22 protein-coding genes and 3 pseudogenes are annotated in these 24,994 nt (G+C 69.4%); 12 read left to right on the forward strand and 13 right to left on the reverse strand.

Annotation, left to right across the window (positions count from 1 at the left end):
* Nucleotides 1–62: 62 nt before the first annotated feature.
* Together DV707_RS10045 and thyA are read right to left on the reverse strand one after the other, a co-directional pair.
* Nucleotides 63–614 carry a dihydrofolate reductase gene (locus tag DV707_RS10045; protein ID WP_103991997.1) on the reverse strand — a complete coding sequence of 184 codons (552 nt, stop codon included), beginning with the start codon at nucleotides 612–614 and terminating at the stop codon, nucleotides 63–65.
* A pseudogene (gene thyA, locus DV707_RS10050) lies at nucleotides 614–1,611 on the reverse strand (thymidylate synthase). Before thyA ends, DV707_RS10045 begins: the two are co-directional and overlap by 1 nt.
* Before the next feature lie 105 nt (nucleotides 1,612–1,716).
* Between thyA and DV707_RS10055 the strand changes: the two are divergent.
* From DV707_RS10055 to DV707_RS10065, 3 genes are all read left to right on the forward strand, one after another.
* Nucleotides 1,717–2,943 carry a hypothetical protein gene (locus tag DV707_RS10055; RefSeq protein WP_103991827.1) on the forward strand — a complete coding sequence of 409 codons (1,227 nt, stop codon included), beginning with the start codon at nucleotides 1,717–1,719 and terminating at the stop codon, nucleotides 2,941–2,943.
* 93 nt (nucleotides 2,944–3,036) lie between these two features.
* The gene (locus DV707_RS10060) at nucleotides 3,037–3,345 is read left to right on the forward strand and encodes a hypothetical protein (RefSeq protein ID WP_103991826.1); all 309 of its coding nucleotides are present in this window, start codon (nucleotides 3,037–3,039) and stop codon (nucleotides 3,343–3,345) included.
* Nucleotides 3,346–3,407: 62 nt separating this feature from the next.
* On the forward strand, nucleotides 3,408–4,964 hold the full coding sequence (locus tag DV707_RS10065; RefSeq protein WP_235010775.1) for an MFS transporter: 1,557 nt from the start codon (nucleotides 3,408–3,410) through the stop codon (nucleotides 4,962–4,964).
* Between the two features lie 48 nt (nucleotides 4,965–5,012).
* Here DV707_RS10065 and DV707_RS10070 read toward each other — a convergent pair whose 3' ends face one another.
* Nucleotides 5,013–5,501: a chemotaxis protein CheW gene (locus tag DV707_RS10070; protein WP_103991995.1), complete on the reverse strand. Its 489-nt coding sequence runs from the start codon at nucleotides 5,499–5,501 to the stop codon at nucleotides 5,013–5,015.
* A gap of 212 nt (nucleotides 5,502–5,713) precedes the next feature.
* Here DV707_RS10070 and cheB point away from each other — a divergent pair, with 212 nt between their 5' ends.
* The 5 genes from cheB to DV707_RS10090 are packed head-to-tail and all read left to right on the forward strand — an operon-like array spanning nucleotide 5,714 to nucleotide 11,217.
* Nucleotides 5,714–6,943: a chemotaxis-specific protein-glutamate methyltransferase CheB gene (gene cheB / locus DV707_RS10075; protein WP_103991825.1), complete on the forward strand. Its 1,230-nt coding sequence runs from the start codon at nucleotides 5,714–5,716 to the stop codon at nucleotides 6,941–6,943.
* A gap of 3 nt (nucleotides 6,944–6,946) precedes the next feature.
* Nucleotides 6,947–7,513: an Hpt domain-containing protein gene (locus DV707_RS19400; protein ID WP_240728551.1), complete on the forward strand. Its 567-nt coding sequence runs from the start codon at nucleotides 6,947–6,949 to the stop codon at nucleotides 7,511–7,513.
* The gene (locus DV707_RS10080; RefSeq protein WP_240728552.1) at nucleotides 7,432–9,462 is read left to right on the forward strand and encodes a chemotaxis protein CheA; all 2,031 of its coding nucleotides are present in this window, start codon (nucleotides 7,432–7,434) and stop codon (nucleotides 9,460–9,462) included. The genes DV707_RS19400 and DV707_RS10080 overlap by 82 nt, the downstream gene beginning before the upstream one ends.
* Nucleotides 9,462–10,310 (forward strand): CheR family methyltransferase, encoded by an 849-nt coding sequence (locus DV707_RS10085; protein ID WP_103991823.1) that lies wholly within the window; start codon nucleotides 9,462–9,464, stop codon nucleotides 10,308–10,310. The genes DV707_RS10080 and DV707_RS10085 overlap by 1 nt, the downstream gene beginning before the upstream one ends.
* Before the next feature lie 7 nt (nucleotides 10,311–10,317).
* Nucleotides 10,318–11,217: a CheF family chemotaxis protein gene (locus tag DV707_RS10090; RefSeq protein ID WP_103991822.1), complete on the forward strand. Its 900-nt coding sequence runs from the start codon at nucleotides 10,318–10,320 to the stop codon at nucleotides 11,215–11,217.
* 52 nt (nucleotides 11,218–11,269) lie between these two features.
* Here the strand turns inward: DV707_RS10090 and DV707_RS10095 are convergent, their stop codons facing one another.
* The 3 genes from DV707_RS10095 to DV707_RS18625 form a co-directional block, all read right to left on the reverse strand.
* Nucleotides 11,270–11,686: a hypothetical protein gene (locus tag DV707_RS10095; protein WP_103991821.1), complete on the reverse strand. Its 417-nt coding sequence runs from the start codon at nucleotides 11,684–11,686 to the stop codon at nucleotides 11,270–11,272.
* Nucleotides 11,687–11,968: 282 nt separating this feature from the next.
* Nucleotides 11,969–13,711: a MutS-related protein gene (locus DV707_RS10100; RefSeq protein ID WP_103991820.1), complete on the reverse strand. Its 1,743-nt coding sequence runs from the start codon at nucleotides 13,709–13,711 to the stop codon at nucleotides 11,969–11,971.
* Nucleotides 13,712–13,807: 96 nt separating this feature from the next.
* The gene (locus DV707_RS18625; protein ID WP_170216833.1) at nucleotides 13,808–13,972 is read right to left on the reverse strand and encodes a DUF7563 family protein; all 165 of its coding nucleotides are present in this window, start codon (nucleotides 13,970–13,972) and stop codon (nucleotides 13,808–13,810) included.
* Between the two features lie 168 nt (nucleotides 13,973–14,140).
* On the opposite strand from DV707_RS18625, the gene DV707_RS10105 reads away from it, so the two are divergent.
* The gene (locus DV707_RS10105; protein WP_103991819.1) at nucleotides 14,141–16,021 is read left to right on the forward strand and encodes a bacterio-opsin activator domain-containing protein; all 1,881 of its coding nucleotides are present in this window, start codon (nucleotides 14,141–14,143) and stop codon (nucleotides 16,019–16,021) included.
* Between the two features lie 26 nt (nucleotides 16,022–16,047).
* Here DV707_RS10105 and DV707_RS10110 read toward each other — a convergent pair whose 3' ends face one another.
* From DV707_RS10110 to DV707_RS10135, 5 genes and pseudogenes are all read right to left on the reverse strand, one after another.
* On the reverse strand, nucleotides 16,048–16,248 hold the full coding sequence (locus DV707_RS10110) for a DUF7835 family putative zinc beta-ribbon protein (RefSeq protein WP_103991818.1): 201 nt from the start codon (nucleotides 16,246–16,248) through the stop codon (nucleotides 16,048–16,050).
* A gap of 133 nt (nucleotides 16,249–16,381) precedes the next feature.
* Complete coding sequence (locus DV707_RS10115) at nucleotides 16,382–17,533, reverse strand: acyl-CoA dehydrogenase family protein (RefSeq protein ID WP_103991817.1); 1,152 nt, start codon at nucleotides 17,531–17,533, stop codon at nucleotides 16,382–16,384.
* Nucleotides 17,534–17,596: 63 nt separating this feature from the next.
* Nucleotides 17,597–19,695, reverse strand: a pseudogene (locus tag DV707_RS10125) (AMP-binding protein).
* Nucleotides 19,696–19,794: 99 nt separating this feature from the next.
* Nucleotides 19,795–20,196 (reverse strand): methylmalonyl-CoA epimerase, encoded by a 402-nt coding sequence (gene mce, locus DV707_RS10130; protein WP_103991815.1) that lies wholly within the window; start codon nucleotides 20,194–20,196, stop codon nucleotides 19,795–19,797.
* A 109-nt stretch (nucleotides 20,197–20,305) separates the two neighbouring features.
* Nucleotides 20,306–21,981: pseudogene (locus DV707_RS10135) on the reverse strand (acyl-CoA mutase large subunit family protein).
* A 117-nt stretch (nucleotides 21,982–22,098) separates the two neighbouring features.
* On the opposite strand from DV707_RS10135, the gene DV707_RS10140 reads away from it, so the two are divergent.
* The 3 genes from DV707_RS10140 (at nucleotide 22,099) to DV707_RS10150 (ending at nucleotide 23,834) form a co-directional block, all read left to right on the forward strand.
* Nucleotides 22,099–22,557 carry a pyridoxamine 5'-phosphate oxidase family protein gene (locus DV707_RS10140; protein WP_103991813.1) on the forward strand — a complete coding sequence of 153 codons (459 nt, stop codon included), beginning with the start codon at nucleotides 22,099–22,101 and terminating at the stop codon, nucleotides 22,555–22,557.
* Nucleotides 22,558–22,698: 141 nt separating this feature from the next.
* Nucleotides 22,699–23,106 carry a nascent polypeptide-associated complex protein gene (locus DV707_RS10145; RefSeq protein WP_103991812.1) on the forward strand — a complete coding sequence of 136 codons (408 nt, stop codon included), beginning with the start codon at nucleotides 22,699–22,701 and terminating at the stop codon, nucleotides 23,104–23,106.
* Nucleotides 23,103–23,834 (forward strand): tRNA (adenine-N1)-methyltransferase, encoded by a 732-nt coding sequence (locus DV707_RS10150; protein WP_103991811.1) that lies wholly within the window; start codon nucleotides 23,103–23,105, stop codon nucleotides 23,832–23,834. The genes DV707_RS10145 and DV707_RS10150 overlap by 4 nt, the downstream gene beginning before the upstream one ends.
* Nucleotides 23,835–23,898: 64 nt before the next feature.
* Here DV707_RS10150 and DV707_RS10155 read toward each other — a convergent pair whose 3' ends face one another.
* On the reverse strand, nucleotides 23,899–24,492 hold the full coding sequence (locus DV707_RS10155; protein ID WP_103991810.1) for a hypothetical protein: 594 nt from the start codon (nucleotides 24,490–24,492) through the stop codon (nucleotides 23,899–23,901).
* Nucleotides 24,493–24,620: 128 nt separating this feature from the next.
* Entirely contained in the window at nucleotides 24,621–24,944 is a 324-nt protein-coding gene (locus tag DV707_RS10160) for a transcription factor S (RefSeq protein ID WP_103991809.1), read from the reverse strand.
* Nucleotides 24,945–24,994: the final 50 nt, after the last annotated feature.

Below are 24,994 nucleotides of genomic sequence, written 5' to 3' on the forward strand. Positions count from 1 at the left end.
AGCGTACCCCCGACGTCACCGGGGTCGGTCGGGGGCACCGAGGGCGGGCCGCCTCATACCGATCACTCCTCGACGCGCTCGTACGTCACGAAGTCGAACTCGTCGTGGGACTCACGCGACGTTTCGATCCACTCCTCGTCGTTCCAGACCGGAAAGCGCGTGTCGCCCTCGTAGGCGCCGTCGATCTCGGTGAGGACGAGTCGCGTCGCGTAGGGGAGGAACTGCTCGTAGACGCGGCCGCCGCCCGCGACGTACGCCGTCTCGACGCCCCGCTCCTCCGCGTCGGCTTCGGCCCGTTCGAGGGCATCTGCGACGGAGTTCGCGAGCACCGCACCCTCCGGAAGGTCGAGCGACCGCGAGGAGAGCACGACGCTCGTCCGGTCGGGGAACGGTTCGCCGAGGGCGTCGACGACCGTCTCGTAGGTCTTCCGACCGACGATCACCGGGTGTCCGGTCGTCGTCCGCTTGAAGTGCTTCAGGTCCTCCGAGTAGTGCCACGGCATCCCGCCGTCGCGGCCGATGACGCCGTTCTCCGCGACGGCGGCGACGAGGACGATTTCGAGGTCGGTGTCGACGGTCGCGTCGTCGACCCCTGCGTCCCGCTCCGCCGTCATCACTCGGCCACCGCGAACCTGATCCCCGGCGCGGGGTCGTACCCCGACAGTTCGACGTCGTCGAAGGACAGTTCGTCCAGGGGGACGTCGGCGACGTCGATGGCGGGCCGCTCGCGGGGCTCGCGGGCGCACTGTTCGAGCAGCCCGGGCACGTGGTCGTACCGCTCTTCGCCGTCGGCCTCCGGCGGGGCTGTCGCTTCGAGCCACTCGCGGACCTCCCGGTAGCCGGATCGGTCCTCGACGGCCGCGACCCGCGACTGCAACTCGTCGAGGTTGTCGGCGTACCACGCGCCGCGCTCGCCCGCCCCGCAGTAGATGTGCGAATCGACGACGGAGTGCGCGAAGCTCCCCGGTTCGAACCCGGTCCGCTGCGCGATGGCGGTCGCAAGCAGCGAGTACGCCGCGATGTTGAACGGGATGCCGAGCGCGACGTCGCCGGAGCGCTGGTGGAGGTGGACGTTCAGCTCGTCGCCCTGGACGTTGAGCACGAACGTGTAGTGACACGGCGGCAACGTCGAGACGGCGGCGTTCGCCGGGTGCCACGCGTTGACGACGATTCGTCGGGAGTTGGGGTTCTCGCGCAACTGATCGAGGACGTACTGAATCTGGTCGAACGTCCCCTCGTCGTTCATCCAGCGGTGCTCGTCCTCGGGCCAGGATTCGCCCGGGAGCCCCTCCTCGGGGACGGGGTACCGCCGCCAGAAGCGCCCGTAGGCGGTGTCGAGGTGGCCCTCCTCGTCGGCCCAGGCGTCCCAGATACCGGTCTCCTCGCGGAGGTTCCGGATGTGTTCCTCGCCGGAGAGGTACCAGACGAACTCGTGGATCAGCGAGTTCCACCGCCCCCCGAGAGGTCCTTCGTGGTGAGAAGCGGGAAGCCCTCCGAGAGGTCGACTTCGTAGTGGCGGCTGAAGGCCGAGATGGTGTCCACGCCCGTGCGGTTCGGCTTGTGTCCCCCGGTTTCGAGGACGTCGGTGACGAGGTCGAGATATTGGCGCATACGGATCGGGTTGGCGTACGTTGTTCGCCCCGCAATCTTGAATCGTTCGGGTGCTCGCGAATCGCCGTCCGACAGTTAAGTGACCGCGCCGCAAACGGCTCCCCGATGGCGACGCTCGCAGAGCCCGCGGTGCTCGCCGCCGCGAAGGACGCGCTCTACCCCGACCTCGAAACCCGAGACGACCAGTACGCCGTCACGGAGACGCAGTTCACGGCCGATTCGTGGGGCGAGTGGCCCGTCCCCGACGACGTCCGCGAGCGGCTCCGACCCTTCAACTCGATCCGGCTCGAATCGGGCGAGCCCGACCTGCTCGGCGTCGGCCCGCCGGCCGGCGAGGTACTCGACGGGTCCGTCGCGAGCGCGCCCGTCGTCGCCGTCGAGGCGAAGGGCCGCCGCGAGAGCGGGACCGTCGACGTCGCCCGCGGCATCGAGCAGGCGCACGCCCGCCTCTCGGAGGTGAACCTCGGCTACGTCGCCGCGCCCGCGACGAGCGTCACCGAGACGGCGCGGTCGCTGGCGCGCGAACTGAACGTCGGCGTCGTCGGCGTCGAGGGTGTCGAGACCGCGACGGTCCTCGAACCGCCGCGCGTGACCGGCGCGGGCGAGTTCTCCACGGGCGTGGAGGCGATCCGGTTCCGGGCGCGCACCCACCAGTTGACCGACGGGAGCTTCCCGGTGAACCACCCGAAGAACTACCTCGGCTACCCCCTCGCGATCGCGGCCGACGACGACACCGACGCGGCCTACGAGGAGCACGTCATCCGGCTCGCGGGCGACGGCCGCCGGGGCGCGGTCCTCCTCGGGCTCGTTGAGGGCCGCGGCGCCGACCGGCTCACGCACCTCGGTCGCGAGGTCGTCCGCTTCGCACGCGCGGAGTGCGGGAGCGTCGAGTCGGCGCTCGCCCGCTTCGATTCGTGGACGGGACGGTCGATCCGCTTCACCGAACTCGCGCCGCGCTGGGCACAACTCGCCCGGAGCGTGACGATGGGGTACGAGCCGACGCGGCTCGTCGTCGAGGCGCTGGAGCGGCTCCACGCCGACGGCGTCCGGCCGGCGACGCTCCCGCAGGTCGCGGCGGCGGCCTGCGAGATCAACCGCCCGCTGGCCGTCGAGGTGTTCTTCACCGAGGGCGGCCGCGACGCCGTGCTCGAACGCGATGGGGCCCTTCGAGCGGAGGCGCTCGACGATCCGGGCGTGTACAAGACGGGGATCCACTTCCAGTACAAGGCGCAGCTCTACCACGTCGGACTCCTGACCGAACGCGGGACCGACGACAGGGCCGCCGCGCTGGCGGACGCGTGGGCGCTCGAACACCCGGTCGGACGGCGGTAGCAAGCGTCCAGTCCGACGGCGGTAGCGAACACCCGGTCGGACGGTGGTGGCGAGTCCGCAGGTACATATACGAAGGCGAGACCACACCCCTCGATGACACGGACGCTCCGCGTCGTCGGCGACGACCGATCGTTCACGATCACCGGCGTCGAGAGAGGCGAGTGGGAGGGGATGGACGACGCGTGCCCGGCCTGCGGCGGCCGCGAGTTCGATCACGTCGCGACCGCGGGCGGACACTACGGCGTCCGCGACGGGACCGCCGTGTTGCGCTCGGACTTCTGGGGCGCCGACCGGGCGGTCCGCACGCGCTGTCGGGACTGCGGAACGGTGCTCCACAAGCACCCGGCGTTCGATCTGCTGTTCGGCCCCGACGCCGACGGGGGCGCAGGGTTCGATCCCTGACGGCGGGGACGAGCCTTGACGGACCACCAATACCTATACGTCGTCCGGTCGTCGCGGCGGACGTGAGGGGAAACGGGCGCGAAACCGGGGGACCGAGCGGCACCGGGGGTGTCGGGTCGCCGCCGGAACGGGCCGCCACCGGCGGCGACGGCGGCGACGAATCCAGTGACACCGACGTCACCGACGGCGACAAGCCCAGTGGCACTGACGCCACCGACGGCGGCAGGACCGGTAGCACAGACGGTGGTAGAACGAACGTCACCGGCCACGGTCCGCCGGACGCCGATGGGTGGCTCTACGGGTGGGCACTCGGGTACGCGGCGGTCGGCGCGGCGTCGCTTCTCGTGCCCCTCTACGCCATCGACCTCGGTGCCGGGGCGCTCGTGGTCAGCCTGATCGCGGCGACGGCCGCCTTCGCCGGGGTTCCCGGGGCGATCCTCTGGGGGCGGCTGGTGACGCGGACGCGACGCCGCCGGCCCTTCGTCCTGGTCGCGCTCGGACTCGCGGCGGGCGTGTTCCTCCTCCTCCCGTTTCTCGCCTCGCCGTGGACGGTACTGCTCGCGAACGCGGCGCTGTGGTTCGTCGTCGCCGCCGCCGCTCCGGTCCTGAACGTCATCGTCGTCGAGGGGTTCGACCCCGCGCGGTGGACACAGCGGTTCGGACTGCTGAACCACTACCAGGGCTACGGCTGGCTGGCCGGACTCGTCGCCGGCGGCGTCTGGTCGACCGTCGCCGGCGCGCAGTTCGGAATTGAGGCGCTCGCCGCGAAGCGGCTGTTCTTCGTGCTCAGCGCCGTCGTCGCGCTCGGCGGCGTCGCCGTCGTGCTGCTCCGGTATCCAGAACCGGCGACGCTCTCAGACCAGCGGTTCAGGCGGCTTTCGAGCCGAGTCCGTTCCGCCGGCGGGACGACCACGCGGGCCACGTGGGCGGTCCCGTTCAGTCCCGGACGGATCCTCTGGGGACTCCGCGACCTCGGAATCGGCCGGACCGGCGGTTCACGCCGCTCGGGCCGGGACGTCCTCTCCCGGCTCCGGACCCGCTTTTCGGGGGCGCTGCTCAGATATCTCCTCGGGGCCGTCGTCTTCTTCGCCGGCTTCTCGGCGTTCTTCGGACCGCTTCCGGCGTACCTCGTCGACTCCGGGTACGCGACCGACGAGGTGTTCGGCCTGTTCATCCTGAGCGCCGCGGCGTCGGCCGCGGCGTACGCCAGCGCCGGGACGGCCGCCTCGAAGTACGACCCCTTCCGTCTGCAGGCCGGCGCGCTGCTCTTTCGAGCCGGGTCGTTCCCGATCGTCGCCGTCGTCGGCGCCGCCGTCGCCCCGCCCGCCGGTCTGATCGCCGTCGGCGCGCTCTTCCTGGCCATCGGCGCCTCCTGGGCCGTCATCGCGGTGACCGCGACCGGACTCGTTTCGAGACTGGCTCCCGATTCGGTCCGGGCGGAAGCGCTCGGGGTCTACACGGCGGTCGGAAGCCTCGGCGGCGGTGTCGGGAGCGTGTTCGGGGGGTCGATCGCCGACTGGGTCGGCTACCTTCCCGCGTTCGTCGTCGCCGGCGGGTTCGTCGTCGGCGGCTTCCTCGTCGCCGCGAGCGCGAGGGGGACGAGGCCCGCTTCGACCTAGGCGGGGCGACGACCGTCCGACGCTACGAAACCCGAGGCACAGAGCGGGCTACGCCGCGCTCTCCGTCTTCGTGGGGGAGATCCAGACGACGAGTTCGTCTTCCCGTCGGACGATTCCCTCGATGAAGTCGCTGCGCTCCATCGGCGGGTCCTCGACGTCGTCCATCGAGACGCGGAGGACCTGATCGACCTCGTCGACGAGCCAGCCGATCGCGGCCTCGTCCTCGAACTGTTTCGCGTCGAAAATCACGATACGGCTGGCCTCGCCGGTTTCGCCGACGTTCAAAAGCGTCTTCGGGTTGACGATCGACGTGGTTCGTCCGCGGAGGTCCATCACGCCCTCGACGAACTCGGGGGCGTTCGGAACCGACGTGAGCGATCCGCGATCGACGATTTCGGAGACGTAGTCGATGTCGACGCAGTACGTCTCGCCCCCGAGCTCGAATTCGAGCACCTGCATCTGGCGGGCGGTGGCGTCGCCGTCGTCTGTCGCGGCGGGGTCGGACGCGCCCGCCGCCACGGGTTGTTCCTGTGACATAGTGGCGTCGCCGGCGACCCCGACGAGGGTCACCGGTTGCTACGTCGTGCTGGCGGCGAGACCGGCAATAAATGTACGCACGCTATTATCACGGCTGATTCTCGCCGGCGAGCGCTTAAGTCCCCCAGTCAGGAAGCGTCGATAGAGATGAGCGGGTACGAACACGCCGTCGATCGGTGGGGCGACGGCGACGAAGACGGGAGCGGCGGGCGATGAGTGCGGCCTCTGAACCGGGCGGCGGCGGCGATCGAACGCGGGCGGTCATCGTCGACGATTCGCGGTTCATGCGGACGCTCATCCGGAGTCTGCTCGAAGAGGGCGGTATCGAGGTCGTCGGCGAGGCGAAAGACGGGTCGGCCGCACTCGAGACCGTGCGCGAACACGACCCCGACGTCGTGACGATGGACATCGAGATGCCGACGATGAACGGCCTCGAAGCCGTCGACGCGATCATGGACGGCCACCCGACCCCCGTGCTGATGCTCTCGGCGCACGCCGAGGAGGACGCCGACGTGACGTTCGAGGCCCTGGATCGGGGCGCGGTCGACTTCGTGACCAAGCCCGGCGGCGAGGTCACCTCGTCGATGCCGCGCGTCAAGAAGGAACTCGTCGAGAAGGTCGAATCCGCCGCCCGGGTGGACCTCTCGGCGAACGCTCGGGCGGCGACGCGTGAGCGGCGCGGTGACGCGGGCGGCGCGGGAGCATCCGGGGCGACTGTGGGATCCGAGGCCGGCAGTTCGGCGACGAACGCCGCGAGCGAGACGCGGCCGTCGTCGACCGGGCAGTCCGGGACGACGGACCGCCCGGCGCCCGACACCGGGGCGGCGTCGACGGCGGAGGCCGACTCCGGGCGAACCTACCCGGACGTCGGAACCCTCGTCGTGGGCGCGTCGACCGGCGGACCGAACGTCGTCGAGCGCGTCCTCGCCGGGCTTCCCCGAGCGGCGAACCTCCGCGTCCTGGTCGTCCAGCACATGCCCGAGGGCTTCACCTCGCGGTTCGCCACGCGACTCGACGAACGGTCGGCGTACGCCGTCCGCGAGGCCAAGTCGGGCGAGCGGATCGAGGCCGGAGAGGCCCGGGTCGCCCCGGGGGGCACCCACCTCCTCGCCACGGGCGACCGGAGCGGTCGACTGAAACTCGAACTGACCGACACCGAACCGATCCACGGCGTCCGCCCGGCGATCGATCTCACGATGGCGTCGGCCGTCGAGACCGTCTCCGACTCGCTGTGCGGGATCCTGCTCACCGGGATGGGTCGCGACGGCGTCGACGGGATGGAGCGCATCGACCGCGGCGGCGGTCACACCATCGCCCAGGACGAGGCGACGTCGGCGATCTTCGGGATGCCGCGTCGGGCGATCGAGACGGGCTGCGTCGACGTCGTCGCGCCCGCCGAAGAGATCGCCGAGAACGCACTGCGGTACTTCGCGGAGGAGTGACAGATGGACGACGAACTCTACCAGGAATTCATCACCGAGTCCGAAGAGAGCATCACGCAGTTGAACAACTCGCTTCTGGACCTGGAGTCGAACCCGGAGAACACGGAAGCGATCGACGACATCTTCCGACAGGCCCACACGCTGAAGGGGAACTTCGGCGCGATGGGGTTCGACAACGCCGCGAAGGTCGCCCACTCCGTCGAGGATCTGCTCGACGCGGTCCGGAACGGGGAGATCGAGGTCACCCACGAGCGGATGGACCTCGTCTTCGACGGGATGGACGAGATCCTCGACATCCTCCACGAGATCGAGGCCGAGGGGGAGTCACAGCGGGATCCGAGCGACCTCGTCGAGGAGATCCGCGCGGCCGCATCACCGGACGCGGAGGCCGGTGCCGACGCGGACGGCGGGGGGAGGCCGACGCGGAGAATGCGGCGGCCGGAGCGGACGCAAACGCCGACGGTGAGGCGCTCGACCTCGCCGCCGACGTGCTCGACCTCGACGACCCGGAAGTCGCGGACGCGGACGAGCTCTTCCACGCGAGGATCGAACTCGACGCGGGCGATATGAAGGGCGTCGACGCGGGGCTCTTCGTCGGCGGTCTCCCGGACGACCTCGCGGTGGTCGGGGCCGAGCCGGCCGTAGAAGAGATCGAGGAGGGCGAGTTCGACGAGGACTTCGTCGTCTTCGTCGCGGACGTCCCCGAACTGGAACTCGAACCGCTCCTCGAAGACCTCTGGAAGGTCGAGTCGGTGACGCTGACGGACGTCTCCTCGCTCGTCGAGAGCGGACCCACCGGCGAGCGCGGGACGGGTGAGCCCGAAACGACGGCGGAAACAACGACCGACGCGAGCGAGGGTTCGGGAGCCGAAGACCCCGAAGCGACGACCGGCGACGTCGACGCCGATTCCGCTGCGGCCGCGGTCGACGCGGTCGTCGACGCCTACACCTCCGGCGGCGCGTCGACCGGCGGCACGGACGCAGGTGGCAGCGACACCGAAGCCGTCGGAACCGACCCCGATACCGACGTCGCAGAGAGCGGTTCAGGCGACGACAGTGAGGCGGCTCCGAGCGTCGGAGATGACGCTGAGGAGGTGAGCAGCGACACCAGCGACGGCCAGCGGTCCGGTGGTCGTGACGAGCGACCGGACTCCGGCGGCAGCGACGGAAGCGGGAATGCCGACAGCGACGGAAGCGGAAATGCCGACAGCGACGGAAGCGGAAATGCCGACAGCGACGAGAAGAAGCGTTCCAACGGTGACGACGCGGACGACGACAGCAGCACGGACGAGACGCCGTCGATCTCGGAGGTGAAGTCCGTCCGGGTCGACGTCGACCAACTGGACGAACTCCACAGCCTCGTCGAACAGCTGGTCACGAGCCGGATCAAGCTCCGGCAGGCGGTCGGCGAGGACGAGACCGCGGGGAGAGACACCCTCGACGAACTCGACAAGATCTCCTCGAACCTCCAAGACACGGTGATGGACATGCGGCTGATCCCGCTGAAGAAGGTGTTCGACAAGTTCCCGCGGCTAGTCCGCGACCTCGCCCGAGAGGAGGAAAAGCGAGTCAGCTTCTCCGTCGAGGGCCAGGACATCGAACTCGACCGGACGATCCTCGACGAGATCTCCGACCCGCTGATGCACGTGCTCAGAAACGCCGTCGACCACGGCATCGAACCGCCCGAAGAGCGGGCGGCCGCCGGCAAGTCCAAGACCGGGTCGGTCGAGTTGCGCGCCGAGCGCGAACACGACACGGTCGTCATCACCGTCGAGGACGACGGGGCCGGCATCGACGCCGACGTGATCAGAGAGAAGGCCGCCGAGAAGGGGATCCGCCCGCGCGAGGAGCTGGCTGAGCTGCCCGACGAGGAGATCTACGAGTACATCTTCCACCCCGGCTTCTCGACCAACGAGGAGATCACCGACGTCAGCGGGCGCGGCGTCGGGATGGACGTCGTCAAGACGACGGTCGAGTCTCTCGACGGGTCGGTGAACGTCGACAGCACGCTGGGGGAGGGAACCGAGATCTCGATCCGGCTCCCCGTGTCGGTCGCGATCATCAAGGTGCTGTTCGTCCAGATCGGCGGCCGGGAGTTCGGCGTCCCGATCAAGTACATCGACGAGATCTCCCAGCAGACGCGGATCCAGCGGGTCGACGGCGCCGAAGTGATCGTCCACGAGGAGAAGATCTTCCCGCTGATCCGACTTCGCGAAGCGCTCGAACTCGGCTCCGCGCGCGCCGATTCGGGGATGATCGTCCGAGTCCGACCCGCGGACCGACAGGTCGCACTCCGCTGCGACGGCGTCTCGCGACAGGAGGAGGTCGTCGTCACGCCGTTGCAGGGGCCGCTCCGAGGGACCGACGGGCTCTCGGGGACCGCCGTCGTCGGCGACGGCAACGTCGTCCCGATCCTGGACGTCAACTCCCTGCCGATCCCCGACGAGGGCAAACAGGCGCGTCGGCAGTGGGCGCCGCCGGAGGACGACGGTTCCGAGGCCGAGGGGGCCGCCGACTGATGGCCCTCGGAACCGACACGGACGGGACGGACGGGTTCGACGAACTGCTGGAGTTCGTCGAGTCGTCGCTGTCCTTCGCGACGAGTTCGTACAACCGGTCGTACCTCGATCGACGGATCTCAGCGCGGATGCGGCGTCGGGACGTCGAAGAGTACGGCGCTTACCAGGCGCTACTCCGGGAGGACGAGGAGGAACGGGAGGCGCTTTTGAACGCCCTCAGCGTCAACGTCACGAGTTTCTTCAGGAACCCGGAGGTCTGGGAGGGGCTCAGAGAGATCATCGCGGAACTGAGCGAGAGCGGCCGGACGCGGATCTGGAGCGCCGCCTGTTCGGACGGCCGCGAGGCGTACTCGGCGGCGATGCTCGCGCTCGACGACGACCGGATCGACGACGGCCGAGTCGAGATTCTCGGGACCGACATCAAGCCCGAGATCCTCCGCGCGGCGCGACGCGGGGAGTATCACGCCTCGGAGACGAACGACCTCGAAGAGCAACTCGAACCGCTGGCCGACAGCGAGCGGTACGTCGAGCGGGACGGCGACACCTACAGCGTCACCGACGAGGTCCGCGATCTCGTCTCGTTCCGGAGACACGATCTGGTCCAGGAGAATCCGCCGCGGACGTTCGATCTCGTCGTCTGTCGGAACCTGTTCATCTACATCAACAAGGGGGCCAAGGAGGCCATCTTCGAGACGCTCGGCTCGGCCGTCGAGCCCGGCGGGTACCTGACGATCGGGATGACCGAAACCGTGCCCTCCTCGTGTCGGGACCGGTTCGAGCCGGTGGAGAAGCGGCTCAGGATCTACCGCGACACGGCGAAGAAGGAGACGTCGCGATCCCGGAGGTGAGGCAGCCGTGAAACCAGGCGAAACGAAGATCGCGGACTCGCGCGGGCGGTTCCTGCAGGCGCTCCGCAACGGCCGCGAGCGGAACGACGCCGCGTGGACGAACGGCCGCATCCTGCTCTCGAACCGCCGGATCGTGCTGGCGGGCACGGGTGGCAAGCGGACGTTCCCGCTCTCGGAGATCGACCACATCGGCGGCCGCTTCGACGTCAACCAGCGCGTCGCGACCGTCGCCGACTACCTCGCGCTTCAGTTCGACGACGGCGAGGACGTCATCCTCGTCGCCCCGGCGGAGTTCGAGGAGTTCAAGACGGACCTCTACGACGCGATCCTCTCCTCGACGCAGTTTCTCGTCCGTCACCCCGCCGTCGAGGGCGGCGTCGTGCAGAACACCGAGTGGGTCGGCGGGCGGATCGCAGTCGAGGGGGACGCCGACGCGGAGGCGCAGGCGGTGAACATCGCGACGGTCACCGGCACGTTCGTCGAGATCCCGCTCGACGACATCGGCGACATCGCGATCGGGCGGCGAACGGTTAGAGAGGAGCAGCGCAAGGTCGTCGAGGTCGAACACTCCGACGAATCGACGAGCGTTCAGACGTACATCTCCGGCCCCGAACGGCCGGTGGGCGTCCTGAGTTCGCTCTTGCGCATCGGCGAAGAACAGACCGAGACGTCGCTGGATCTCTCCCAACAGGACAAACAGGTACTGATGGCGCTGTACTCCGGCGTCTCGCCGTTCGACATCCCGCAGTTTCTCGGGATCGACGTCGACCAGGTCGAAGAGCTGTTCGTCCGGCTGATCGATCACGACGTCTTAGACGAGGTGCGGATCCGCCACGAGGTGGAGCTGAACGCCAGGGGACGTTCGATCGCGGCCGACGCGATCGACGAGCACGGCGCGGAGATGTGACCGGTGCGGAACGGGCGCGGCTGCCCACCGGGCGGCCCCCCGCGACCGCCGATCAGCCGCGGGCGATCGACAGGATTTCCGTCCGCGCGTCGCCGGCGCAGTCGCGACCGCCGCGCCCGAAGTGTACGGTGTTCGCGTTCACCGGATCGCTGAGCAGCCCGCCGCTGTCGACCGGAACGCCGACCTGCTCGATCTGGAGGTAGCCGATCGTGACGCCCTTTGCGAAATCGACGCCGCTGATCTCGTCGGCCGGGATCGTCTTGTCGTCGAACCGCGAGCGAGCGACGCGCTCGATGCGGACGCGGTCCGCGTAGACTATCAGGGTCCCGTCCTGGAACTCACAGACCAGCGTGGCGTCGGGGTGGCGTTCGCTCGGAGTCGAACCGGCGTCGTCGCCGTCGTCTCCCTCCGCGACGTCGCTGTCGTCTCTCTTCTCACCGCCGTCGCGGCCCCACGGGAGGATGCCCATCGGTCGCTCGTACGTCCGAAGGTCGCAAAAGCGTTCGCCCGATCGGTACGCCGGACTGACCGCGCCGGCTCTCGGCGACGAGAGTTTATATACGAACGGGCGGCCAGGGCGGCTGTGACGTAGGATTCACCCCGCGTCGGGTCGCGGTTGCTCGGCACGTCGGCGCGGGAGCGAGCGCGACGACCGCTTCGCCCGGCCGTCGTCGCGAGCGGGTGCCGACTGTTCGCCACTCGCGACGGCAGCGGGTCGATCGACACCCCCACCGGCGTGCGTCCTCGTCCTTCACTCGCCGGACCACTCGGCGTCCGAGAGCGTCCGCTGGACCGCCTCCTCGCCGACGGCGAACGCCAGCGCCTCGAACCCGCGCCGCTCAGCGCGGTCCCGCGCGTTCGCGACGAGTCGGGAGACGATGAACTCCGGCGTCGACTTCCCGACCGTGCCGAACCGCGGCTGGTAGTCGACGCGGAGTTCCAACTCTTCGGTCAGCCCCTCCGCGAAGATGCCGTCGATGCGCGCCTCCGGCGGCAACGGACTCAGATCCTCGGCCAGATGCGTCACGTAGACGCCGAGGGCGTCGCGGTCGACGGTCAGGTCGACGAGGCCGTTCAGCAGGTCCGCGGCCCGACCGGGTTCGGTGATCGCCTCGAACTCGTCGACGAGCATCAGCGTCCGTTCGCCTGTCGACAGCGGCGGCACGATCGATTTCAGCGTCGATTCGAGGACGCCGGCGTTGAAACTGGCGTGCCGGCGGTGGAAGACGATCGTGTCGAAGCGGCCGACGTCGGCGCGGTCGGCCGGGACGGGCAGTCCCATCGACGCGAGGAGGACGACCTGCGCGAGCGTTTCGAGGAGCGTCGTCTTCCCGCCGGAGTTCGCCCCCGTGAGGACGGCGACGCGGTCGCCCGACGGCGGCTCCGGGTCGCCGTCGACGTCGTGCGTCCCGACGCCGTACGTCACGGGCTGGACGTCTCCGGAGAGCGTGAGGTTCCGCGCGCCCGCCACCGCGAGTCCGTCGTCGACGAGCCGCGGCCTCGTCAGGTCGTGGGCGGCCGCGAAGCGACCCAGCGAGAGGTCGAACGCGATCTCGGAGACCGCGTCGACGGCGACGTCGACGTCCCCGCGCGCGGCCTCGACGTCCTCACGCAACTCGGCGGCGACGGCCGCCTCGCGTTCTTCGACCTCCGCGTCGAGTTCCGACAGGAGCGTCCGCAACGAGGTCGACGCGAAGTCCGCCTCGTCGCGGGCGTCCTCGGCCACGGCGGCCTGCACGCGCCCCCGTCTGACGTCCGCCTCGCTCGCGACGTACTCGACGAAGGCGGATCGGAACTCCTCGAAGCTCCGGACGCCGCGCTCGCGGACGGATTCGAGGACGTCGAGCGCGCTCGACTCCAGTTCGGCGACGGCGTCCCGACGCTCTCGGAGCCGATCGAGTTCCTGATCGGTGCCGGACGCGACGGTGCCGTCCTCGTCGACGGTGCCGAGCGCGTCCACGGCGGCCCGAAGGGCCTCGTCGTCGAGGTCGTCCAGGGCGGCGAACGTGCCGCCGCGGAGGCCGGCCTCCCGGAGCGCCAGCGCCGTCTCGACCGCGACGCGGTCGGAGCCGCCGGCGTCGTCGTAGGCGTCGAACGCCGAGCGGATCGCCTCGCGGTCGTCCGCAGCCAGGTCGATCCACGCGTCGCGGGCCGCGAGCACGCGGTCGAGTCGGGCCGCCCGTTCGTCGACGTCCGCGAGCGGGGTCAGCACCCGGATCCGATCGGCGGCGTGCTCCGTGAGCGCGTGCTCGCTCGCGAGCGTCAGCAGGTCGTCGTAGACGTCGCGGGCGTCGCGCGTGCCGAGCGTCTCGATGCCCGCCGCACCGTTGGCCCGTCGGAGGATCCGAACCGCGCGCCCCCGCGAGATGCCGGCGTCGGCGAGCGCGCGGATGTCAGCGCCCTCGATGGCCTCGACGGCTCTCTCGACGCCGAGCGTCTCCCGGAGCCGTTCGCTCGTCTTCGGGCCCACCCCCCAGTAGTCCTCCAGTCGCATACCGGCATCTCCAGCGGGACCGTCTTGTAGGTTGGCGGTCCGGCGGCGGTGCTGGGCACCCAGCGGGGACCCGAACCACGGCCCCTGTCCGGATTCTTACAACGAGGAGACGCGTCGCGACCGGGCGTCGCGGACGGCCGCTCCCTCGCGGATCGCGTCCTCGCATCGGGGGCACACGCGCGCGTTCTCGAACCCGTCGGGGGCGAACACGCGGACGTAGTCGCGCGAGACGAACGAACCGCAGTTCTCGCACTCAGGCACGGGACTCCACCTCGGTGACGGATCGGTCGGTCATATCCACCTGTGTCGAAGCGTCCCACACCCCTAACACGGAACCCTACGTCGTTAGGCCGCGTCGACCGAGCGGCGTATCGGCCGAGTGAGGGGCAACTATTTGTCGATGGAATCGTTCCCTCGCAATACGCAGTGATGCTATCTGAGGGAGTGCCGGGCGACGCGGCGGCGGCCTCCGACCCGGAGAGCGCCGAAGCGGACCCGGTCGTCCTCGTCGTCGACGACGACAGAGACCTCGCGGACACCTGCCGGTACTGGCTCCGCGACGACTACGAGGTTCGCGTGGCCTACGGCGGGGAGTCCGCCCTCGATCAGATGGACGACGCCGTCGACGTCGTCCTCCTGGACCGTCGGATGCCGGACCTCTCGGGCGACGAGGTCCTCGACGAGATCGACGCCCGGGGGTACGACTGCCGCGTCGCGATGATGACCGCGGTCGAACCCGACACCGACATCGTCGACATGCCGTTCGACGAGTACCTCGTCAAGCCGGTCGACGAGGACGACCTCAGAGAGACCGTCGAGGAACTGCTGGTCCGCTCGGAGTTCGACGACCGGATCAGGGAGTACTTCGCGCTGGTTTCGACGGAGACGGTCCTCGACGAACGGGACGTCGGCGAACTGGGGAACCCCGACGTCCTCGACGATCTGACGGAGCGAGTCCGAGCGCTCAGAGACGAGCGCGAATCGGAGATCCGCGAGCGCGAACGCCAACTGGATCGGATCCGGCGGATCAACGACTTCATCAGGGAGATCGACCGCGCGCTGGTCGACGCGACGACCCGCGAGGACATCGCAGACAGCGTCTGTGCGACCTTCGAGGCGTCGCCGTACGAGGGCGCGTGGGTCGCCCGATACAACCGCGCGACCGACACCGTCGAGTGCCAGTCGGCGTCGGATTCGGTCGCCGCGCCCTTCGGGATCGAGGCGTCCGGGTCGTCGCCCGTCGAGGGGATCGAGACTGACTCGACCGTCGGAGACGGCGTGGCTCCGGAAACGGTCGAGGACGCACCGGTGGCGCCCGCCGACGTCGTGCGAGAGGCGGTCGAAACCGGCGCGGTCGTGACCGCGACCGTATCGCCGAGCCACGCCAGCGCGGTGCTGACGGAGGCCGACCCGTCGGACGCCGAACGGAGCATCGTGGCGGTCCCGATCGGGTACCGCGAGACGGTCTACGGCGCGTTGGTCGTCTACGTGCGCGGCACCGTGACCGACGAGGAGCGCTCGATGCTGCGAGACGTCGGCGAGACGGTCGGTCACGGGATCAACGCCGCGGAGTCGAAGCAGTTGCTCTACAGCGACACCGCGGTCGAACTGGAGTTCGAGCACGGCGACACCCGCGATCTGATCGTCGACCTCTCACTGGAGTTCGAGACGACCGTCAGACTGGAGGGGACCGCACTCGCCGACGGCGGGGTCGTTTCCTGTTACGTGGCCGTCGAAGGCGTCGACCCCTCGGCGGTGCTGTCGGCGATCGCCCCGCTGGAGGCGCTCGTGGACGCCCGCATCGTCACCGAAGAGAACGAGGAGGCGGTGCTCGAACTCCGACTGACCGCGGCGTCGGCCGTGGTGACCCTCGTCGAACTGGGCGCGACCGTCGAGTCGTTCGTCGCCACGCGCGGCGAGGGTCGACTCGTCGTCAGGGTCCCGACCGGATCGGACTTGCGGGCACTCACCGACGCCGTCCAGTCCTCGTTTCCGGACGCCTCGGTGGTGGCCAAACGCGAGGTCGAGGACGCCGTGCAGTCGACCTCGTCGTTCCGCCGGCAACTCGACGAGAAGCTGACCGACAGACAGCGCGACGTGATGGAGACGGCGCTCGCCTCGGGGTACTTCGAGTGGCCGCGGGGGAGCACGGCCGAGGAGGTCGCCTCCTCGCTGGGGATCGCGGCGCCGACGTTCCACGAGCACCTCCGCTCGGGCGAGCGGAAACTCATCGAGGCGTTCTTCTCCGAATCGTCGGACGAGCGGCGAGCGGGGGAGCGCGACCGCGACGCGGCGGCCGACGAGAGGTGAGGACGTCGCGGTCTTCGCCCGACGGCTCAGGCGTCGTTCATCCGCTGGGCGCGTTCGTCGCCGCAGGCGCGACACTTCGTCACGCGGTAGGGTTCACGCGAAAACGCGCGGTTCGTCTCCTTCTTGCTCTCGGTCTTGAGTTCGATCGAAACCTCGTGTGGCGTCCGAGTGCCGCACTCCTCGCAGTACTCGGTCAGTTCGGTCAGCGTCGGTTGGCTCTTGGACATCGTGGTTCAGTACCCGAAGGTATGGACGAAATCCCAATCACTACCGACCCTACAGGGTTAGGGACACACGTCGACGGTCGCTGAACGGGAAGATGTCGAAGAAGAGAGAACAGCCGATCGCCGTTACCGCCGTTCACACGCCGCCCTGTCGGTAGATGAGGTTCCGCTGGATCTCGTTTGCGCCCTCGTAGATGACGGGAATGCGGACGTCGCGGTAGACCCTGGAGATGGGGTACTCTTCGAGCACCGAGCGGCCGCCGTGGAGCTGCATCCCGCGTTCGGCGCAGTGCATCGCCGTCTCGGTGGACTTCGTCTTCGTCGCGGCCGCCCAGAACCCGGCGTCTTCGCCGTTTGCGACTTTGTGCGCCGCCCGCCAGTTGAGCGCTCGGGCGGCCTCGAACTCCATCCGCATATCCGCGAGGATGTGCTGGGTCGACTGGAAGTCGGCGACGTCGCGGCCGAACGCCTCCCGGTCGTGGACGAACGCCCAGGTCTCCTCGATGGCGCGCGCCGCGAGGCCGACGCCGTGCCCGCCCACGACGACGCGGCCGTGGTTGAAGAAGTCCGCGAGGACGTAGAACCCGCCGCCCTCGGTCCCGACGAGGTTCTCCTCGGGGATCTCGCAGTCGTCGAAGATTATGTGCCCCTGTTTGGAGGCGCGCATCCCGATCTTCTCGGGGATGTGTTCGGCCTCGTACCCCGGCGCGTCGGTCTCGACGATGAACATCGAGTAGTTCGAGTACCGGTCGTCGCCGTCGCCGGTCTTCGCGTACACCGTCAGCCAGTCGGCCTCCACGGCGTTTCCGATCCAGTACTTCTCCCCGTTGAGCACCCAGCCGTCGTCGGTCCGCTCGGCGGTCGTCGTCATCCCGGCCATGTCCGAACCGGTCTGCGGTTCCGAGACCGCGAGTCCCGAGATCTGCTCGTTCGCCGCGACCGGCCGGAGGTACTCGTCTTTCTGTTCCTCGGTACCGTACTTTTCGACGATCTCACACCCGAACGAGGCCAGCATCAGCGTCAGCGCGATGCCGGCGTCGGCGGCGTAGAACTCCTCGTTGATCGCGAGGATCTGTTCGAGGTCGTATCCCTTCCCGCCGTACTCCTCGCCGATGTCTTGAGCGACCAGGCCGGCGTCCATCCCCGCCTCCAGAACCTCCCAGGGGTACTCCGCCGAGTCGAAGTACTCCTCGGCGTTCGGTCGGATGTACTCGTCGGCGAACTCCCGCGCCTCGCGCTTGACCTCGCGAGCGTGCTCCGGCACCACGGATTCGTCGAGAAGATCCATACGGGACGCTCACGTGCCACGAGCAAATAACTCTCGGAACTTTGAAAAACTTCAAACTCGTTTCTAGATTTCTTCGTCGGGTTCGGAGCCGGGTTCGTCCGCAGCCTCGTCGTCGCTTCCGATGTCGGGAGCGGATTCGCCCACGTCCTCCGCGTCGCGCTCTTCGTCGCCGCCGCTTTGATCGCCGGCTTCATCACCGCCGTCGCTTTGATCGCCGGCTTCACCACCACCGCCGCTTTGGTCACCGGCTTCACCACCACCGCCGCTCTCGCCGCGTTCGCTATCCTCGCTCCGATCAGCTTCCGCATCGTCGCCTTCGCCGCGCTCGTTCCGAGCGCTGTCGTCGCTATCGACCGGGTCGCTCACCTCGGCCGTGTCGTCCGTTCGGTCCCCGGAGTCCGCCACGCCCGAATCGACGGCGTCGTCTTCGGCACCGCCCGAGCGGCTCTCGGTGGTCTCCGCCGGAGCACGCTGCGCTCCGTCGTCGAGCTCGTCGCTCCGCTTCCCCGCGTCCGAGAGCGCTTCTCGGACCGCGTCCCGGTCGACGGTTCCGGAGACCGTCCGCGGCAGCGACTCCGAGACCGCGAGCGTCTTGGGGAGTTTGAACCCGGCCAGCCGTTCGCGGGCGAACTCGATCAGATCCGCTCGGTCGATCGCGTCCTCCTCGGGGACGACCATCGCCGAGACGCGCTCGCCCCACTGCGCGTCCGGAACGCCCACGACGGCCGCCTCGCGAACGTCCGGATGAGAGCGGAGGACGTCGACGACCTCGCCGGGGTCGACGTTCTCCCCCCGGTGACGATGCGGTCGTCCACGCGGTTCAACACCGTGAGCGCGCCGCTGTCGTCGCGGACGCCGGCGTCGCCGGTGTGGAGTCCGAACGGACCGAACGAGTCGGCGTTCGCGTCCGCGTCGCCGTAGTACCCGGGCGTCACGGTCGGCCCGTCGACGACGAGTTCGCCCGACTCGCCCGACGGAAGCGGCGTTCCCTCCTCGTCGACGACGGTCACCCGGGTCAGAAAGAGGGGTCGGCCGACGGTACCGGGGTTCGCGAACGCCTCCCGGGGGCGCGCGGTGGCGATCTGGGAGGCGGTCTCGGTCATCCCGTAGGTCGGATACACCGGAACCGAGTAGTTCCGGCACCGCTCGATGAGGTCCGTCGGGGCGGGAGCGCCGCCGAGGAGGACGACGCGGAGCGACTCCGAGAGCGTCCCGCGGCGGTCGAGCATCCGGCGGAGCATCGTCGGGACGAGCGAGACGGCGGTGGCCTCGTACCGCTCCAGGTCGTCGGCGGCCGCCCCCGCGTCGAACCCCTCGCGGAAGACGACCGTCATCCCGTACAGCGGCATCCGGAGAATCGGCGCGATCCCGCCCATGTGATGCAGCGAGAGCGTCACCAGCCAGCGGTCGTCCGGGTCGAAGCCGAGCCGGAACACCGAGGCGACCGCGCTCGCGAGCAGGTTGCCAGTCGTCAGTTGGACCGCCTTCGGATCGCCCGTCGTCCCGGAGGTGAAGAGCACGAGTTGCCGGTCGTCGAGGGACCACTCCGCGGGCGAGACCGACTCGGCGACCACGCCCGAGAGCGGCGCCGCGATCTCCGTTCTCGGCTCGTCGACGGTGAGCACGCGCGCCATCTCGGAATCGGAAGCGGTGTTCCCCTCGCCGTGGTCCCCCTCGCCGTCGTCTCCGGGTTCGGTGCTCTCCGCCGCGGTCCCGTCGTTCGCCGCATCGTTCGCAGCGCGCTCCGTCTCGCTCCCGGCGTTCGTTGCATCGCTCCCGGCGTTCCCGGTCTCGCCGCCCCCCGCCGCGCGCACGACGGCGTCGACGACGGTCGCCTCGGTCTCGCCGCTGCAGACGACCGTCGACACGTCCGCGGTGTCGATCTGGCCGGCGAGTTCCCGGGCGGTGAGCGACTCGCCCATCGGGACGAGCGTGACGCCGAGCCGCATCGCCGCGTGGACGAGACAGACGTACTCGAGTCGAGCGTCCAGCACCGCGCCGAGGTGCGTTCCGGGCTCGACGCCCGCGGCGGCGAGCCGACCGGCGAGGTCGTCGACGAGCGTGTCGAGGTTCCCGAACGTGTAGACGTCGCCCGTGGCGGCGACGACGAGCGCCTCGCCGTCGGGATCGATCTGAGCGCGGTGAGAGAGCCAATCGCGCATCTCACTTACGTTGGCGACGGCAGCGGCCTAAACTGTACTGCTGTCGCCTCCGCGGGAGCGATCGCATCGACCCAGCCCCGGCGGCGCTCGGGGCGTCGTTCACCCCTCGCCGGCGTGTTCGACGTACTCGACGAGGACGCCGCCGGTCGACTTCGGGTGCAGGAAGGCGACCTCGTGGCCCCACGCGCCCGGCCTGGGTTCCTCGTCGACGAGGTCGACGCCGGCGTTCCGGGCCCGGTCGAGAGCGGCCGCGACGTCGTCGGTCCGGAGCGCGACGTGGTGAACTCCGGGGCCCTGCCGGTCGAGAAAGCGCGCGATCGCCCCGCCGTCGGCCGGTTCGAGCAGTTCGAAGTAGCCGCCGCCGAGGTCGAGAAATCGGATCGCCATCCCCTCGAAGGTCTCCTCGTGAACCACGGGCGCGTCGAAGAGCGTCTCGAACGTCGCTGCGAGGTCCGCCCCGTCGGTCGTCGCGACCCCCAGGTGGTCGAAAGCTACCGTCATACCCGGATCGTCGCGGGAGCGAGAGATAAACGTGGTCCCGTATCGACCTCGGTACGCGGCTGCGCCGCGTTTCGAGCGCCGCCGCGGCTGTCGTCCGAGACCGCCCACGCTACTGCCGCGGCCGATACTCCCCGAAGACCTCGCGCAGCACGTCCGAAATCTCTCCCACCGTCGCGTACGCCTTCACCGCGTCGACGATCGGCGGGACGAGGTTGGCCTCGCCCTCGGCGGCCTCCCGGATCGCCGCCAGCGACGCCTCGACCGCCTCGTCGTCGCGCTCGTCTTTCACCTCCCGAAGCCGCTCTCGCTGCCGCTTCTCGTCTTCCTCGTCGACCTCCTCGATCTCGACCCGTGGCTCCTCGTCGACCTGGTACTCGTTGACGCCGACGACGACGCGCTCGCCCGATTCGATCTCCCGCTGGCGCTCGAAGGCGACGTCCTGGATCTGTCGCTTCACCCACCCGGACTCGACCGCCTCTAACATCCCGCCGCGGTCGTCGACCTCGCCGAGGATCTCCGTCGCCTCCGCCTCGATGTCGTCGGTGAGCGACTCGACGTAGTAACTGCCACCGAGCGGGTCGATGGTGTCGGCGACGCCCGACTCGTGCGCGAGGATCTGCTGGGTCCGCAGCGCCGTCCGCACCGACTGCTCTGTCGGCAGCGACAGCGCCTCGTCCTTCCCGTTGGTGTGGAGGCTCTGGGCGCCGCCGAGGACGGCCGCGAGCGCCTGGTAGGCGACTCTGACGACGTTGTTCTCGACCTGCTGGGCGGTGAGCGTCGACCCCCCGTCTGGGCGTGGAACTTCAGCTGCTTCGACTTCTCCGATTCGGCGCCGAAGCGCTCTTCCATTATCTTCGCCCACATCCGCCTGGCGGCGCGGAACTTCGCGACCTCCTCGAAGACGTTGTTGTGGGCGTTGAAGAAGAAGGAGAGTTGCGGCGCGAACTCGTCGACGTCGAGGCCGGCGTCGAGCGCGGCTTCGACGTACTCGATGCCGTCGCCGAGCGTGAACGCGACCTCCTGGGCCGCCGTCGAGCCCGCCTCGCGGATGTGGTATCCCGAGATGGAGATGGTGTTGAAATTCGGGACCTCGGCCGCGCAGAACTCGAAGACGTCGGTGATGAGCCGCATCGACGGCTCCGGCGGGTAGATGTAGAGGTTCCGGGCGATGTACTCCTTGAGGATGTCGTTCTGGATCGTCCCGCGGAGCCGCTCGCGGGGGACGCCCTGTCGGTCGCCGATCGCGACGTACATCGCGAGCAGCACCGCCGCGGGCGCGTTGATCGTCATCGACGTCGACACCTCGTCGAGGGGAATCCCGTTGAAGACGACCTCCATATCGCGGAGGCTGTCGATGGCGACGCCCGCCTTTCCGACCTCGCCCGCCGCCATCGACGCGTCGGAGTCGTAGCCCTTCTGCGTGGGGAGGTCGAACGCCATCGACAGGCCCGAAGAGCCCTGGTCGATGAGGTAACGGAAGCGCTCGTTGGTCTCCCGAGCGGTCCCCATCCCCGCGTACTGCCGCATCGTCCAGAGCCGCCCGCGGTGCATCGTGGGATACACCCCGCGCGTGTAGGGGTCCTCGCCGGGGAAGCCCAGATCCTCCGTGTAATCGAGGTCGGTGACGTCCTCGGGCGTGTAGAGCCGCTCGACCGCCTGGCCGCCCGTGTCGGTGGTGAACCGCTCCTTGCGCTCCCCGAACTGATCGAGCGTCGACGCGAGGGTCTCTTCCTCCCACTCGCGTTTGGCCTCTCGGATCCTCGCGAGGTCGTCGGGGTCGAACATACTCGATGGTGTACGTCCGACCGGTATTGAACCTGTCCGACGGTCGGGCGCTCGGCCGGAGCGCCGGAGACCGACGGAAGGAACAGGTCCATTACGGAAGCCGACGAACGGCGATCCATGGCCGAAGAAGTCGACCCCGAACGAGTCCGCGGCGGTCGGATGACCGACGCGGAGATCGACGCCTTCCTCGAAGCGCAGGGAACCGGCGTGCTCTCACTGGCCGACGGCAGTCGGGCCTACGCCGTCCCGATCTCGTTCGGGTACGAGCGGGGCCGTGCCGTGTTCTCCTACTGGCAGTTCAGATCCGACAGTCAGAAGGTCGCCTACAGCGACGCGACCGAGCGGGCGTGTCTGGCGGTCTACGACATCGAATCCCAGCACGACTGGCAGAGCGTCCTCGCGTTCGGCCCGATCCGAGAGCTCACGCCCGGGGAGTGGGGAGACGTGGGCGAACTGCTCGACGAGAACGCGTGGTCTCCGGACCTCACGGGCGTCGGCCGCAGGCAGCTCTCGATCGTCGGCTACGAGATGGAGATCGAGGAAGTGACCGGCCTCCAGCGGCGGCCGGAGCGCTAGCCGGGTCGACGGCTTTCGCACACGGAGCCGCAGCGACGGCCGTCCGCGTCCGACCGCCACGGCCGCGTCGACACGCGTCGCTCGCCTTCGCGAGGCGCGTTCGCCACGCTTTTGCTATCGGCCCCCTCGGATCGGGCAACTATGTTTGGCGGAGGCGGTATGAACCCGCGGAAGATGCAGCAGATGATGGAACAGATGGGCATCGACGTCACCGAACTCGACGTCGAGGAGGTCGTGATCAAGACGGGCGAGGAGGACCTCGTCTTCTCCGACGCGCAGGTGACCCGGATGGACGCCCAGGGACAGCAGACCTACCAGGTCGTCGGCGAACCCGAATCGCGGGAGTCGACGGCGGGCGGTTCCGGCTCGACGGCCGAACTCGACGGCGACGAGCGCGGCGACGGCGACGAGAGCGGTGGCGACGCCGGGATCCCCGAGGACGACGTCGAACTCGTCGCCCAGCGCGCCGGCGTCGGCTCGGAGACCGCGCGCGAGGCGCTCGAAGCGACCGACGGCGACCTGGCGGCCGCGATCGCCCGACTGGAGTGAGCTACCTCCTCGTCCACGACGACCGGGAGTACCTCCGCGCGCCGGGCGACGAGCTACAGACCGACCTCGGCGTCTTAGACGTGCCCGAGAACGTCGAACCAGGCGACGTCCTGGAGACGCATCTGGGCGAGCCCTTCGTCGTCCGCCGGCTCCGCGGCCCGGACTTGTTCAACCACTTCGAGCGGACGGGCGCGCCGATGATGCCGCGGGACGTCGGGCTCGTCGTCGGCCACACCGGGATCGCCGCGGGCGACCGCGTGCTCGACGCCGGCACCGGCACGGGCGTCCTCGCCGCCTACCTCGGCCGGATGCACGCCGACGTCGTCTCCTACGAGATCGACCCCGACTTCGCCGAGGTCGCCCGGGAGAACATGCGACTCGCTGGCGTCGACGACCGCGTCGAGGTCAGAGCGGGCGACCTCTCGGCGGAACTCGACGCCGCCGTCGACGACGGGCCGTTCGACGCGATCACGCTCGACACCGGCGACGCCCCCGAGATCGTCGCGCGCGCCCCGGACCTCCTCGCCGACGGCGGCCGCGTCGCCGTCTACTCGCCGTTCGTCGAGAACAGCCGCGAGGCGGTCGAGGCCGCCCGGGATGCCGGCCTCGTCGACGTCGAGACCTACGAGACGATCCAGCGGGAGATGGACTTCGGCGAGCGCGGCTCCCGCCCTTCGACCGCGGGCGTCGGCCACACGGGCTATCTGACGTTCGCGCGAAACGAGTAGTCCCGTCGTCGACGCACGGCGCGTTTCTCTGTTCTTCTATCCGTACCGTATCGTCGGCCTCGACCTACCGGATCGACCGTAGCATCGAGAACAGTTCGTCGCGAGCGCGTTCGGGATCCAACGACTCCGGGTCGGGGACCGACAGGGGGTACGCCCCGCCGCCGAGGAGGAACTCGCCGTCCCCCGCCGGCCACGCCGCGAAGTACGCCTCGACGGGGACCGACCGGTCTTCGAGGCGGACCGCCGCGCGGAACCGGACCGCCTCCACCGTCGGCCTATCGCCCTCCTCACCGTCCGAGCCGGCGTCGCCGTCGGAGAGGTCGAACCGGTGCGTGTCGGCCCGTTCGACCGACTCGAACCCCCGGTCTCCGAGCACTTCGACGAACCTGGCGGTCGCGCGGTCGGTGACGAGTCGCGTGAGCGGCCCCGACGGCGACTTCGCGGGCGAGATCCGGAGGCGGCTCGCGAAGACGAAGCGCCACGTCGTCTCGGCCCCCGTCGCCGCGGCCAGTCGCTCGCGGAGGTCGCTGTCCTCGTAGATGCGTGTATGGGCGGTGACGGTCACGACGCGGACGTCGAACGGCGTCGTCACCTCCTCGGAGACCAGCCGCCACCCCGCCGGGGGGTCGAGCGCCGGCGGGGGGATATCAACGGTCACGCAGGCGGGTTCGGGCGCGTCCGACTTAATTCGGGGCGGCGGAGACGAGAGTAATCGTTACGAGTCGAGTGATGGAGCCGCAGGTCGGGACGGCCGAACCGCCGGCGACAGCGGGGGGCGAGGGCCGATCAGTGATCGTCCTCGCGCCACTTGTGGCCGCACTCGACGCAGGTGAAAAAGCGGGTCTCCGACTCGTCGGCCGATCGGATCTGCTTCATCTCGTACCGCGCGCGGTCGTGGCCGCACTCGGGGCAGATCACCGTGGTCGTCGGCCCGATCTCGGCGTCGTCGACGTCGGACATGTCGACGACCTCGCTGTCCTCGCGCTCCGCCGTCGAGGTCATATCGGCCTCCTTGTCGGCGTCGCGGGCCTTCTCGTAGCCGCAACTGCCGCAGACCCAGACGTCGCCGTCGGTCTTCATCATCGAACCGCATTCGTCGCAGAACTCCATTATACCCCGACGGAAGACGCTTCAGCGACTTAAACACCGGGATCGAGCGC

Source organism: Halobellus limi (genome assembly GCF_004799685.1).
GTDB lineage: Archaea > Halobacteriota > Halobacteria > Halobacteriales > Haloferacaceae > Haloquadratum > Haloquadratum limi.